General features: G+C 69.1%; 9 protein-coding genes and 1 riboswitch. Of the genes, 5 read left to right on the plus strand and 4 right to left on the minus strand.

What is annotated here, in order from left to right; all coding sequences use genetic code 11:
• Positions 1-28: 28 nt before the first annotated feature.
• Entirely contained in the window at positions 29-1,600 is a 1,572-nt protein-coding gene (gene fadD5, locus NX1_RS18420) for a fatty-acid--CoA ligase FadD5 (RefSeq protein WP_068060616.1), read from the minus strand.
• Positions 1,601-2,041: 441 nt separating this feature from the next.
• Here fadD5 and NX1_RS18425 point away from each other — a divergent pair, with 441 nt between their 5' ends.
• The 3 genes from NX1_RS18425 (at position 2,042) to NX1_RS18435 (ending at position 8,687) form a co-directional block, all read left to right on the plus strand.
• Positions 2,042-3,013, plus strand: coding sequence for an NAD(P)H-dependent flavin oxidoreductase (locus NX1_RS18425; RefSeq protein WP_169812252.1), 972 nt, complete (start codon positions 2,042-2,044; stop codon positions 3,011-3,013).
• A gap of 566 nt (positions 3,014-3,579) precedes the next feature.
• Positions 3,580-3,876, plus strand: a complete 297-nt coding sequence (locus NX1_RS18430; RefSeq protein ID WP_084501539.1) for an acyl carrier protein — start codon at positions 3,580-3,582, stop codon at positions 3,874-3,876.
• Positions 3,873-8,687, plus strand: coding sequence for a type I polyketide synthase (locus tag NX1_RS18435; protein WP_068060622.1), 4,815 nt, complete (start codon positions 3,873-3,875; stop codon positions 8,685-8,687). The genes NX1_RS18430 and NX1_RS18435 overlap by 4 nt, the downstream gene beginning before the upstream one ends.
• Before the next feature lie 172 nt (positions 8,688-8,859).
• Here NX1_RS18435 and NX1_RS18440 read toward each other — a convergent pair whose 3' ends face one another.
• The 3 genes from NX1_RS18440 to NX1_RS18450 form a co-directional block, all read right to left on the minus strand.
• Complete coding sequence (locus tag NX1_RS18440) at positions 8,860-9,255, minus strand: RNA-binding S4 domain-containing protein (RefSeq protein WP_068060625.1); 396 nt, start codon at positions 9,253-9,255, stop codon at positions 8,860-8,862.
• Positions 9,256-9,332: 77 nt separating this feature from the next.
• Positions 9,333-9,989 (minus strand): C40 family peptidase, encoded by a 657-nt coding sequence (locus NX1_RS18445; protein ID WP_084501540.1) that lies wholly within the window; start codon positions 9,987-9,989, stop codon positions 9,333-9,335.
• Positions 9,990-10,004: 15 nt separating this feature from the next.
• Positions 10,005-10,175: riboswitch (cyclic di-AMP (ydaO/yuaA leader) on the minus strand.
• 206 nt (positions 10,176-10,381) lie between these two features.
• Positions 10,382-10,666, minus strand: a complete 285-nt coding sequence (locus tag NX1_RS18450; RefSeq protein ID WP_068060629.1) for a hypothetical protein — start codon at positions 10,664-10,666, stop codon at positions 10,382-10,384.
• A 147-nt stretch (positions 10,667-10,813) separates the two neighbouring features.
• Here NX1_RS18450 and NX1_RS18455 point away from each other — a divergent pair, with 147 nt between their 5' ends.
• Positions 10,814-11,995: an ATP-binding protein gene (locus NX1_RS18455; protein ID WP_068060632.1), complete on the plus strand. Its 1,182-nt coding sequence runs from the start codon at positions 10,814-10,816 to the stop codon at positions 11,993-11,995.
• Between the two features lie 198 nt (positions 11,996-12,193).
• Complete coding sequence (locus tag NX1_RS18460) at positions 12,194-14,146, plus strand: acyl-CoA dehydrogenase family protein (RefSeq protein WP_068060827.1); 1,953 nt, start codon at positions 12,194-12,196, stop codon at positions 14,144-14,146.
• Positions 14,147-14,163: the final 17 nt, after the last annotated feature.

Raw genomic sequence — 14,163 nt, forward strand, 5'->3', positions numbered from 1 at the left:
TCACGGAAACCGACGCGCAGGCAAGGTACTAGGACGAATAGTCCTTGCGCAGCTGAACTTTCACGACCTTGCCGCTTGCGTTGCGCGGCAGCTCCGGCACGATCACCAGCTCCTTGGGGTGCTTGTACCTGGCCAGGTTCTCGTTGAGGTACGGCTCCAGCTCGTCCAGCGCCAGCTCGGCGTCGGGGTCGATCAGGGCCACCACGGCGACGGGCACCTCGCCCCACTTCTCGTGCGTGCGCCCGACCACGGCGGCCTCGCGAATCTTGGGGTGCCCGAAGAGCACGTTCTCGACCTCGGCGCAGTAGATGTTCTCGCCGCCGGAGATGATCATGTCCTTCTTGCGGTCGACCACCCAGACGAACCCTTCGTCGTCCGCGCGGACCAGATCGCCGGAGTGGAACCAGCCGCCCGCGAAGGCCTCCGCGGTGGCTTCGGGCTTGTTCCAGTAACCCTGCATGAGAGTCGGTCCCCGGTAGACGATCTCGCCGACCTCGCCGGGCGCGACGTCGTTCATCTCGTCGTCCACGATGCGGGCCTGGATGGTCGGGATCGGCTTGCCCACCGAACCGAGCTTGCGCAGCGCGTCCTCGCCTTCCAGCACACAGGTGATCGGCGACATCTCCGTCTGACCGAAAACCGCGACGTTGGCGGCGTTCGGGAAGCATTCGGCCATGGCGCGCAGCACCGAGTCCGACGCGGGCGCCGCGCCCCAGCTGAGCATGGTCAGCGCGAGCTTGCGGTCCTTGACCGTCGGCTCGGCGCAGATGGCCTGCCACTGAGCAGGCACACAGAACGCGGTGGTCGCCTGCTCCTTCTCGATGGCGTCGAGGAACTCGGTGGGATCGAACGCGCCGAGCGGATGCAGCACGGTCTTGCCGCCGAGCAGGAAATACGGTGCGAGACTTCCCAGTCCGGCGATGTGGAACAGCGGCGAGGTGCAGAAGCCGATGGATTCGGGTCCGAGGTCCATGGCCCGGATGCAGGTCAGCGCCTGCGCGTTCATGTTCGCGTGCGAGAGCACCGCGCCCTTCGGGCTGCCCGTGGTGCCCGAGGTGTACATGATCAGGGAGGGGGTGTCCTCGGGAATGTCCAGCGGCGTGTGGGGCGTCCCCTCCTCGGCCAGCGCGTCGTCGTAGCCGAGCACGCCTTCGGCGGTCTTGCCGCCGATCACGATGCAGGTCTCCAGCGCTGGGGCCTGGGCGAGCACGGCGGTGGCCAGCGGCTGCAAGACCGTGTCGGTGACGATGGCCTTGGCCCCGCTGTCGCCGACGATGTAGGCGACCTCCGGCGGGGTCAGCCGGAAGTTCACCGGCACCGCGATGGCGCCGAGCGCATTGATACCGAAGACCGCCTCGATGTATTCGGGGTAGTTCAGCGCGAGGATGAGCACTCGGTCGCCGAACCCGACGCCACGCCTGGCCAGCGCGTCGGCGAACTTCTGCGAGCGCTCGTGCAACTGCTGCCACGTCGTGTCCACGCCACGGAAACGAAGGGCGACCGCGTCCGGGCGCATCTGCGCGTGGGAGGCGATCTGGTTGTTCCAGTGGTTGCGCCGCGACCTGAACGGCTCGTCGAGCGCCTGTGCACCGGTGGTCATGCCACGTACTCCTCTCGGACCGCCTGCGCGTCCGCCGGGTGGCCGACCGCATGGCGGGCTGAATTGAGATGAGAATAACAACTAACTTAACCGAGCGGCAAGAGATCAAGAGATGAATCATCATTAATCGACTCAATGTGGTTCCACGATCGAGAAAACCATCTCTAGCTGTTCTTTTTTCGGTATCGTTCGCCTTCATTCGCGCCTATCGAGCGGCCAACACCCATTAAGTCGTGCGAACGACGGCTCACTTACTAGTTGTAAGCAAGACGATTCCCGTGTCACCATCATGGCGTCGGGGCGGCCCGGCACGCCCACGCGAGCACGGCGGTGCGCGGCGCCGCCACGGTTCGAGGAACACAGCGGTTCCGGCAACACAGCGGTTCGAGGAACACAGCGGTGCGCGATCCCCAACGCCACCGTCACACGGAGGAGAGCGCAATGCTGCGTACCAGGTTCACCGAGGAATTCGGGATCGAGCACCCGATCGTGCAGGGCGGCATGATGTGGGTCGGCCGGGCCGAACTCGTCGCCGCCGTCGCCAACGCGGGCGGGCTCGGTTTCATCACCGCGCTGACCCAGCCGACTCCCGATGCTCTGCGCCAAGAGATCGAGCGCACCCGGCAGCTGACCGACAAGCCCTTCGGCGTGAACGTCACCATCCTGCCCTCGATCAACCCCCCGCCGTACGCGGAGTACGTGCAGGCCATCATCGAAAGTGGCGTGAAGATCGTCGAGACGGCGGGCAGCAACCCGGAACCGTTCCTGCCGTACTACAAAGAGGCAGGCATCAAGGTGCTGCACAAGTGCACCAGCGTGCGGCACGCGCTCAAGGCGCAGAAGATCGGCGTCGACGGCGTGAGCATCGACGGCTTCGAATGCGCCGGACACCCTGGTGAGGACGACATCCCGGGCCTGATCCTGATCCCCGCCGCGGCCCGCGTGCTGGACATCCCGATGATCGCCTCCGGCGGCATCGCCGATGCCCGCGGCCTGGTCGCCGCGCTCGCGCTCGGCGCGGACGGCGTCAACATGGGCACCCGCTTCCTGTGCACCGCGGAGTCTGCGATCGACCAGAAGGTGAAGGAACAGATCGTCGCCAACAGCGAGCTCGACACCCAGCTGATCTTCCGCACCCTGCGCAACACCGCGCGCGTCGCGGACAACGCGATCAGCCGCAAGGTGGTCGAAATCGAGAAGGCGGGCGGCACTTTCGAGGACGTGCGGGAGCTGGTCGCGGGAGCCCGCGGCCGCCGCGTCTTCGAAGAGGGCGACCTGGACGCGGGCATCTGGTCGGCGGGTCTGGCCCAGGGCCTTATCCACGACATCCCGACCTGCGCCGAGCTCATCGGCCGCATGGTGGCGGAGGCGGAGGAGCTCATCAGCGCTCGCCTCACCTCGATCCTCGTCTGAGCCGTCGGTCCGTCCCGAGTCCCGGCCCGCCGCGCGACGGCGAACGCGATCGTCAGCGCGACCGGTTGCGGCGTGGTCGTGACGCCGCGAAGGTGTCGTTTCCGCCGGGCAGGGTGTGGATGACGGCGGAACCGTCGCCGAAACAATCTGCCCCGCGGGAAGGTATCGCCCTGCGCCAGCACGGTTAACCGTACGGTTGCGGAGGGCCGTGGCGGCTCGGCGAAGGTCGGCCGGGCGAGCTGGTTTGCGCCGGGCCGACACGGGCGCAGCAACCGCGCCGGACTAGCGGCGAGCGCGGCACGGAGCGCGGCACGGTGGGCAGCGTCGGCGGCCACTCGGCGCGCGACGCACGGTCGGTTTCTCGCACGGTTGTCACCTTCATTGCCGGGCCGACCTCCGGAAAGCCTCCGGGCGACACGCGCGGCAGCGGAAACTCTCGGCGTGTCGTCAAACGCGCAGGCGCACAGCGGAAAACAGACGTTTTCCGGTCCCTCTCCGGTGCGGCATAATCGCGGGGGTACCGTTCCCGGGCCGCGATCCGCCGGGAGACGGGGAGGGAGGACGAGATGCGGCCCAGTCACCCGGACGGGCGAAGTGATACCGATCGAAACGGCCATACCGGCGTGCGCGGCAGGCGTGCCGCGCTCACCGACGCCGCGGTCACCGCGATCGCCGAGTTACTCGGCGTAGAGCCCGCGGCCGTGTCCACCAGTACGCCGTTCGCCGAACTCGGTTCGAGCTCAGCGCCACTCGCGCGGCTGACCGCACAGCTCGAGGACGCGATGGGCGTCGAGGTGTCGCTGGAAGCCGTGTACGACCACCCCGAGATCGAGCAACTGGCCGCGTTCCTCGCGATGCCATGACGGCGGGCATCCCGTCCACGCAGCCACCGGTCGCCATCATCGGCATGGCGTGCCGGGTACCCGGCGCAGCGGGCTTGGACGAATTCTGGCAACTGCTGACGAGCGGACGCGACGCCACCGGCGACCCGCCGCCTGGCCGCGCGGTGACGAGGCGGGCGGGCTACCTGGACGACATCGAGTGGTTCGACAACGACTGGTTCGCCATCTCCGCCCGCGAGGCCGCGCTGATGGATCCGCAGCAGCGCGTCGCGCTGGAGGTATCCGTCGAAGCGCTCGACGACGCCGGAATCGGCTATCGCACCCGCGGTTCGGACGCGGCGGTGATCTTCGGCGCCTGCAACTTCGACCACGGCGTCACGGTGCTCGGCGGCGGCGAGCAGGACGCGCCGTACGCGGTGACCGGTTCGGCGTTGAGCATCATCGCCAACCGGCTTTCCTACGCGCTGGATCTGCACGGGCCGAGCCTGGTGGTGGACAGCGCGTGCTCGTCCTCGCTCGCGGCGGTGGACCTGGCCCTGCGGCTGCTCGCGGACGAGACGGTGCCGTTCGCGATCGTCGGCGGCGTGAATCTGACGCTGCTCCCGCACACTTCCGACTACCTTGCCGAGAGCGGATTCCTCGCGCCCGACGGACGCAGCAAACCGTTCTCCGCCGCGGCCGACGGCTACACGCGCAGCGACGGCTGCGGCGTGCTGGTCCTGCAGCGCACCGAAGACGCGCGGCGCGAGGGAAATCGGGTGTACGCCGAGATCCTCGGCGCGGCGGTCGGTTCCGGCGGACGCTCGAACGGCCTCTACGCGCCGAACGGGCGCGCTCAGCGCGAGACCATCCGCTCCGCGTGGTCACGCGCCGGGCTCGACCCGCGCGACGCCGGATACATCGAATGCCACGGCACCGGAACGGCGCTCGGCGACGCGGTGGAAGTCGGCGCGCTCGCCGCGGTACTCGCCGACGAGAATGGCGTGGACACCTGGATCGGCTCGGTGAAGTCCAATCTCGGCAACCTCGAGGCGGCGGCGGGCGTCATCGGGCTGATCAAGACCGCGCTGTCGATCCACCGCGGTGTCATCCCGCCGACCATCCACTTCGACACTCCGAATCCGCTGCTGAAGCTCGATGAGCGCGGGCTGCGGGTGCCGCGGGAGCCGGTCGACTGGAGCGCGACCCCGCCGCGGGAGCGGCTGGCCGGGGTGAGCTCGTTCGGGTTCGGCGGGACCAACGCGCACACGGTGTTGCGCGGGTATCCGGAGACGGCGGCATCGCGCGGCGAGGAGCCTCCGGTGCTGATTCCGGTGACCGGGCGCGACGTGGCCGATCTGCAGATCCAGGCGCTGGCGCTGGCGCAGCGGCTCGATGCGGCGGACGAGTCCGCGGCGAATACCTTGGCCGCGGCGGCGGCCCGGTTGCTTCCCGAACACGCGCGCGCGGGCGTAATCGCGCACGACCGGGCGGAGGCGATCGCCGGACTGCGCGCGCTGGCCCGCGGCGAGAGTGGCCCCGGGATCATCGGTCCGAGCACGGGTGGGCAGCGCGGCGGTGTGCTGTTCCTGTTCTCGGGGCAGGGCGGGCAGCATGCGCGGATGGGTCGGGCGTTGGCCGCGCGCTATCCCGTGTTCGCGAGCGCACTCGCAGAGGCCGCGGACGCGATCGCGGCGCAGGGCGGCCCGCGGGTGTGGACACCGCGCTACGGGTTCGGTCTCGGCGGAGACGGCCGCGCGGCCACCGAACTGGTGCAGCCCGCGATCTTCGCCTACCAGGTGGCATTGGCGAAGTTGCTCGGCTCCTGGGGTGTTCGGCCCGACGCGGTTGCCGGGCACAGCCTCGGCGAGATCGCGGCGGCGGCGGTGAGCGGCGGGTTGACGCTCGCCGACGCGGCGCTGGTCGCGGTGCGGCGCAGCCGCGCCTTGGCGCGGCTCGACGGTCAGGGCGCGATGGCGCTGCTCGAGGCGACGCCGGACGAGGCGGAGCGGCTGGTCGCGCCGGTACGGGCCGAGGTCGGTATCGCCGCCGTCAACGGACCTCGTTCGGTGGTGGTGTCCGGGACACCGCGCTATGTCGACACCATCGTGCGGCGAGCGAAGCGCCGCGGCATGTTCGCGCAGCGCATCGCCGTCGACTTCGCCGCGCACAGCCCGCAGGTGGCCTCGGTGCTCGCCGAATTCACCGAAGGATTGACCGATGTGGCGCCGCGCGCTCCGCACACGCCCATGTACTCCACCGCGCGTCGCGCCGCCGTGCTGAAGACCGCCGCGCTGGACCGCGACTACTGGGCCGAGAACGCCTCGGGCACCGTGGAACTCGCGTCCGCTCTGGAACGCGCGGCCGCGGATGGACTGGAGACGGTGCTGGAGTTGGCGCCGCACACCGTCCTCGCTTCGGCGGCCCGGGAATTGCCCGAATTCCGCGATTCCACCCATCCGGTGACGGCCCGCGACGACGAGGCGGGAGCGTTCCTGCGCTGCCTGTCCCGGCTCTACGACGAGGGTCACTCGCTGGACTGGTCCGCGAATGGACGCTATCTCGTCCCGCCGCCGCGAAGACGCTGGCGGCGTACTCGATTCGCGCCGGTGACGCAGACGCGAACGGGGACGTCGATCCCCGCGTTCCGCCCGGATTCGCTGGACGACCATGTGGTGCAGGGTGTTCCGACCGTTCCGGCCGTCTACTGGATCCGCCGGCTGCTGCACCTGGCGCACGGCGCGGCGGCCGGAATGATCGCCGATTTCGTGATCGACGAACGCGCCGACCTGACCGTGCTGACCGCCGCCGAGTACCACGCGGACGACATCAACGTGCGGGTGCGCGCGGGCGACACCGTGCTGGCTTCGGCGCGACCCGCACCGGGCCCTACGCCGGCCGACATCGTCGCGTGGATGCGCGCCGTCGACGCGAATCGCGCCGTCCAGCATCGGATGCGGCCCTTGGCGCCCGGCGCCTTCTACGAAGCGCTGCGCCGCAGGGGACTGGAGTACGGTCCGCGATTCCGTTCGCTCCGTGCGCTTTCGGCCGCCCCCGGTTGCGCCGTCGGGCACTTCGACGCGGCCGAATTGCACAGTGCCGCAACGCTGGACGGTTGCCTGCATCTTCTCGCCGCCGCCGCGGACGGCGCACTGCCCGACGGACTCGTCCCGCTGCCCATCGCGATGGACGCGGCGTGGGTGTCCACCGAGCCGGGGCGCGTCGCGGCCGAGGCGCACGCCGTCGTCCGTGAGCGCACGGCGCGTGGATTGATCGGCGACATCGTCGGCACCGATCAGCACGGTGTGCCGGTACTGGCGTTCTCCGGTGTGCGCGTGCGTTTCGCGGACGCGGCGACGCTGGATCACATCGGTCATGGTGAAGATCTCGCCGACGAGGAAGGCGGCGTCTTCCGCATCGAAACGTGGCAGTCGATCGTCGCGGGTGAGCGCGGCCCGCAGCAGTTTCCGCGAAATGGTCTCGGCCCGAATGCGTCTCATATCGCGCCCCTTCGGCGCGCACTCGTGGTCGGTGACTCCGATTTCGCCGTTCGACTGTCCCGCGCGCTGGAACGCTCGCTGCCGACCGAACGGATCGCGCGCGAACCCGACGCCGCGAGCGCCATTCTCGCATCGGTGTTGCTGGCTCGGGAAGCCGCCGACCGCACCGCGCTGGTCGTGGTCTGGCCGGACGACAGCGCTGATCTCGGCGCGGCCTCGACCACATCGCTCGGCCGGGTGCTCGACCTGCTGCAACGCGCCCAGGCCGACACCTCGATCGTCTCGCTGACAGTGGCGCTTCCGTCGCGTGCGCGGCGCGGCGGTGTCATCGCCAACGCCGTGGCCGGGCTCATTCGCACGCTGCAACTCGAATCGGGCCGCGAGGTGCGGTTGGTGTGGGCAGACTCCGATCCGCGCACGGTCGCCCGGCTCACCGAGCTCGTCACCGAATCCGAGGACACCCTTCCGACGGAACTCGAAGTGGCCGAGGGCGAGATGGCCGTCCGGCGGTTCGTCCCGGCCGCGCCCGACGCCGCGCCGATCGTGATCGATCCGGCCGGAACCTACGTGGTGACCGGTGGTCTCGGTGCGCTAGGTGCGGTAGCTGTGCGCTGGCTGCTCGACTCCGGCGCACGCGACGTGGTGGTGCTGACGCGCTCGCCCCGCCCGGTGCCCGCCGTGCTGGACGGGTCCGAGGATCACGTTGTCGTCGTCCGGTGCGACGTGACCGACCGCAGCGATCTCGCCAACGCGCTCAACGATATTCGCGAGTGCGGTTCCACAATCCGCGGCGTGGTGCATGCCGCGGGCGAGCTGGAGGACGCGGCCTTCGATGCCGTGGACGCGGATCAGCTGGCGCGGATGTTCGCGCCCAAGGTCGGCGCCGCGGCCGACCTGCTCGCGCTGACCGCGGCCGACCCGACCGATTTCGTGCTGCTCTTCTCCTCGGCCACCGGCGCTTTCGGCGCTCCTGGTCAGGCCGCCTACGCCGCGGCCAATGCCGCGATGGACGCGATCGGGGCGTCGGCGGACGGCGAGCGCGTGCTCAGCATCGGCTGGGGCGTGTGGACATCGGGCCTCGCGGCGGCGGCAGGCGGCGCTGAGCATCTGAGACGCGCCGGGATCGCCGCCCTCGATGCGGAGCGAGGCGCGGCGATGCTGGCCAAGACCTTGCGTTACCGCGGTCCGTATCTGCTGGCATTGGACTACACGCCCACCGGCCACCGGTCTCCGGTAGCGGACCGGCTCAGCGAGCTCTTCGGCGAATCGGTATCCGGGCGGATTCCAGACGCGGTCGGTGCGGCGACCCATCGACACGCTGCCGAATCGCGCAACGGGTGGCCGACCCGGTGACACGGACCGAGCTGCCCGCGGCGCCCGTCGGCGAGATCTGGGTGGCGGGACCGAACGTCGGCGCCGGGTACTTCGGCAATCCCGGCGGACCGCGGCGAATGCCGCAGGCTCTTCGGCGCGGGCAGGCTGCCGCACCTGGTCACGATCGGGAACCAGCCGACGGCCTGAGAAGTCAGTCCTCGGTGCGGCCGAGCAGACGGTCGGTCTCGCGGCGCTCGCGTTTGGTGGGGCGACCGGAACCGCGATCTCGGCGCGGCATGGTCGCGAGTACTTCGCGGGAGGGAGGCGGCGGGCTGCGATCGATCAGGCATTGCGCGGCGACCGGAGCGCCGACGCGCTTGGAGATGACCCGCTCGACGATCACGATGCGTTCGACACCGCCTGCCCGGATACGGATTTCGTCACCCGGCCGTACCGGTTGGGCGGGTTTGGCCGTCGTGCCGTTGACGCGGACGTGCCCGCCTCGACAGGCCTCCGCGGCCGCGGACCGGGTTTTGAACAGGCGCACAGCCCAGGTCCAGGAATCTACCCTGGCCTGCGATGGGGCAGTCCGTTCTCCCTGTGGCACTGGTCCAGACTAGGCGTACTCCCGTCGTCGCTCCAGCCGTGCGGCGGGCGACGACGGACCTCGTCCGACGGTGTTCGTCAGTCCACGATGCGACGCGCGGTGACCACCATGTCCGGACGCAGCGGGGTGTAGGACACCGGCTGGCCCGACTGAACGGCGTTGAGCAGCTTGCCGTCGCCCGCGTAGAGGCCGACGTGGCCACCGCCGTTGGTCACGACGATGTCACCGGGCTGCAGGTCCTGGAAAGCGACCGGAGCGCCGACGTGGGACTGCTCGAAGCTGGTACGGGGCAGCTCGATGCCCGCCTGCCGGTAGGCCCACTTCACGAGGCCGGAGCAGTCGAACGTCGACGGGCCCGCGGCGCCCCAGGAGTACATGGCGCCGACCTTGCTCTTGGCGGCGTCGAGAGCGATGTCGCCCGGGCTGCTCTGCTGCTCGAACAGGTTGGGCATCTGGAAGTTCGGGAACTGCGGCGCGGCGAGCGGCGCCTGCTGGGCACCGGCCTGCGGCGCGGCGAGCGCCTGCTGAAGCTGCTGATTGAGCTGCTGGACCGGCTGCTCGAACTCTTGGGGTACCGGAACATCGAAACCACCGATGCCGGGGATGTTGATCGTGGCGGCCATCGCGGGCACCGCGGGCATCGCGCCGGTAGTGGCGGCCACCGCACCCATGACGAGAGCACCCTTCACGGAATTCGGCAGTCGCGATTCCCGCTGCAAGCTGTGTTTACCCACCGAGCTGAGTCTCCGATCTTCCTGCTCTTCCGCCGACCGGGTTAGCTGACGGGTTCGGGCCGGGAAGATCGGCCCTACCACTCCGGCCATGCGGCCTTTGCGGATTCACCCCAGACGAACCTGTGGGTCCCCGGTTCGGCAGCCGGATCCTGGTGGTACCGACCGCCGATTAGGCGGTGACTCCATGGCGCCACTCCACTTACGAAGCGACTCCCTCCACGAAGTCACGAAGAGATTACGATGTCAGTCCCGGTGTTGTCCAGCGCACAGTGCGGCTAATTCGGTGTCTTGTGAAAATTCACTGGACGACCGGGCGGAATGCTACTGGGGGCGTTGGGTCACGGCCAGGTCTCGGGGGGTCCGGCAACTGTTACGAACCGCGCAAGCCCGGTTCACGATCGCGAGTCGCGATCGGCGACCTTCCGCTCCAGTTCCTGGATCCGCCCGCGCGCCTCGGCGAGTTCGGCTTCGAGGTTGCCCACCGCGAGCTCGAGTTTGCCCAACGCCATCACCAAAGGACCGACCGCGAGATCGGCGACCAGTTGCGGGTCGTCGTAACCCTGTTCGATGGCGACGAGGATGTTGGACCGGATCAGCCGGGCCTGGGTAGCGCCCGCGGGCACGGTCCACGACTCGACCACCTCGGCGGTGGTGTGGGGAGCTGACTCCTCGGACATGCCTCCTCCGTTCCCGCGCCGACCGTTCACCGAACCGCCCCAAGCGTAAAGACTTCCACGCAGAAGACAAACGCGAAATACCCCTCTCTACGACATCGCGTAGAGATAGCAAGATTCCCGTGTACGAACGCGCTACGGTGTGTGGGCATGGACCCCGTGCGCAATCCGTATGCACCCGGCGCGGGTCAGCGCCCGCCCGAACTAGCCGGGCGCGACAAGCAACTCGCCGCCTTCGACATCGTGCTCGAACGCATCGCACGTGGCAGGCCGGAACGCAGCGTGATGCTCACCGGATTGCGTGGCGTCGGAAAGACCGTGCTGCTCAACCAGCTTCGCTCGGCGGCCATCTCGCGGGGATGGGGCACCGGCAAGATCGAGGCGCGCCCGGATCAGGAACTGCGCAGGCCGCTCTCCTCCGCGCTGCACATGGCCACCCGCGCCATCGCGATGGCGCACCGCAATCCGGAGCGGGTCGACGATTTCCTCGGCATTCTCAAGGCCTTCGCGTTGCGGGCCACCGCGGACAAGGGCATGCGGGAACGCTGGCAGCCCGGCATCGACGTGCCCGCGGTATCGGGGCGCGCCGATTCCGGCGACATCGAGATCGATCTGGTGGAGCTGCTCAAGGAGGCCGCGGCGCTGGCGGGCGACATCGGCGTCGGCATGGCGATTTTCATCGACGAGATGCAAGACCTCGGCGCCGCCGACATCTCCGCCATCTGCGGCGCCTGCCACGAACTGAGCCAGGACGGCGCGCCGCTCATCGTCGTCGGAGCGGGTCTGCCGCACCTGCCCGCGGCGCTCTCCGCGTCGAAGAGTTATTCGGAGCGTCTCTTCAGCTACCACCGCATCGATCGGCTGGACCGGGAGTCGGCCGACCGCGCGCTGATCGCACCGGCCGAGCGCGAGGAGGTGAAGTTCACCGAGGAGGCGCTCGACGCACTTTACGAAAAGGCCGATGGATATCCCTATTTCGTGCAGGCCTACGGCAAGGCGGTCTGGGACCAGGCGCCGGAGAGCCCGATCACCGCCGAGGATGTCGAGGTGGCTTCTCCCGCGGCCGAGGAGGAGCTGGCGGTCGGCTTCTTCGGTTCTCGTTATGAACGAGCAACCCCGGCGGAGCGGGAGTACATGCGGGCCATGGCGGATCTGTCCGGCGACGACGGCCCGGTCGCGACCGCCGCGGTGGCCGCCGAGCTCGGACGCAAACCGGCCTCGCTGTCGCCGGCGCGCGACGGCCTGATCAAGAAGGGGCTGATCTACTCGGCCGAGCGCGGCACGATCGGCTTCACGGTCCCGCACTTCGGACGCTATCTGCGCAGGGTGTGATCGCCGCCGCGCTGGGTACCCGCGCGCCGTAGGACGTCGTCCGCCCGCAGCCCCGCGCGCTGACGAGCGCATCCGTGTATTCAGCTTTCTATCAAGATCATTAGAAATCGATAGAAATCGATGTCCCAATCACCTACCGGCGAGTAACCAACTTTCCTACACTCGATTGTGATTCTGATCACGTCCGAGGAGGACACCATGGCGACTGCCGCGAAAGTCGACGCCACCGAAGAACAGGCTCGCGCACTTGTCGAGGAATCCCGCGAAACCAGCTGGGTCAAACCGTCGTTCGCCAAGGAGATGTTTCTCGGACGGTTCCGGCTCGATCTGATCCACCCCTACCCGCGGCCCAGCGCGGAGGACGCCGCCCGCACCGAGGCCTACCTGGCGCGGCTGCGGCCGCTCTGCGAGAGCATCGACGGCTCGGTGATCGAGGCCCAGGGCCGCATACCGGACGAGTACGTCAAGGGCCTGGCCGAACTCGGCTGTTTCGGCCTGAAGATCCCCGAGTCCTACGGCGGCCAGGGCCTGTCCCAGTACGGCTACAACCGCGCGCTCATGCTCGTCGGTTCGGCGCATCCGAGCCTCGGCGTGCTGCTCTCGGCGCACCAGTCCATCGGCGTGCCCGAACCGCTGAAGCTGGCGGGCACCCCCGAGCAGAAGGCCGAGTTCCTGCCACGCTGCGCGGCGGGCGCGGTGAGCGCGTTCCTGCTGACCGAGCCCGACGTCGGTTCCGATCCGGCCCGCATGGCGAGCACCGCGACCCCGACGCCCGATGGCGAAGCCTACGAGCTGAACGGCGTGAAACTCTGGACCACCAACGGCGTCGTCGCGGAACTTCTCGTGGTGATGGCGCGGGTACCGAAGAGCGAAGGGCATCGCGGCGGCATCTCCGCCTTCGTGGTGGAGGCCGACAGCCCCGGCATCACCGTGGAGCGGCGCAACGCGTTCATGGGTCTGCGCGGCATCGAGAACGGCCTGACACGTATGCACAACGTGCGGGTACCGAAGCGCAACCTCATCGGCAGGGAGGGCGACGGCCTCAAGATCGCGCTGACCACGCTCAACGCGGGCCGTCTCGCCATTCCGGCCTTGTGCACCGCCGCGTCCAAATGGTCGCTGAAGATCGCCAGGGAGTGGAGCGCCCAGCGGGTGCAGTGGGGCAGGCCGGTCGGCGAGCACGCCGCGGTGGGCGAGAAGATCTCCTTCATCGCCGCGACCACCTACGCGCTCGAAGCGGCGCTCGATCTCTCGGCCACCATGTGCGACGAGGCACGCAACGACATTCGCATCGAGGCCGCGCTCGCCAAGCTGTGGGCCAGCGAGATGAGCTGCCAGATCGCCGACGAACTGGTGCAGATCCGCGGCGGACGCGGCTACGAGACCGCCGCGTCGCTCGCCGCCCGCGGCGAGCGTGCCGTCGGCGCCGAGCAGCTGCTGCGCGACTTGCGCATCAACCGGATCTTCGAGGGCTCCAGCGAGATCATGCGGCTGCTGATCGCCCGCGAGATGGCCGACGCGCACATGGCCGCCGCGGGCGCGCTCGTCGACCGCAACGCCGAGCTCAAGGACAAGGCCAAGGCCGCTGTCGGCGCCACCGGCTTCTACGCCAAGTGGTTCCCGCAGCTGGCCGTCGGGGCAGGCACCGTCACCGGCACCTACGCCGAATTCGGTTCGCTGGCAAGGCATCTGCGGTTCGTCGAACGCAACTCGCGCAAGCAGGCACGTTCGCTGATGTACGCCATGGCGCGCTGGCAGGCCGGCCTCGAGTACCGGCAGAACTTCCTCGGTCGCATCGTCGACATCGGCGCCGAGCTGTTCGCCATGTCCGCGTCCTGTGTGCGGGCCCAGGCCCAGCTCGCGAGCGGAGGACCCGAGGGCCACGCGGCCGTCGAACTCGCCGACACCTTCTGCCGCCAATCGCGCGTCCGGGTACGCAGGCTCTTCGACGCGCTGTGGGAGAACACCGACGACGAGGACCGCACCCTCACCAGGGGCGTGCTCGACGGGCGGTACCAGTGGCTGGAGGACGGCATTTTCGACCCGAGCGAGGGCACCGGGCCGTGGATCGCCGACTGGCAGGTGGGCCCGTCCACCGAGGCCAATCTGCTGCGTCCGTTCCTGCCTTCGACGCGAACCCACGCCACGTAGGAGTCGGCGCTGACACC

The organism is Nocardia xishanensis NBRC 101358 (genome assembly GCF_001613365.1).
Classification (GTDB): Bacteria; Actinomycetota; Actinomycetes; order Mycobacteriales; family Mycobacteriaceae; genus Nocardia; species Nocardia xishanensis.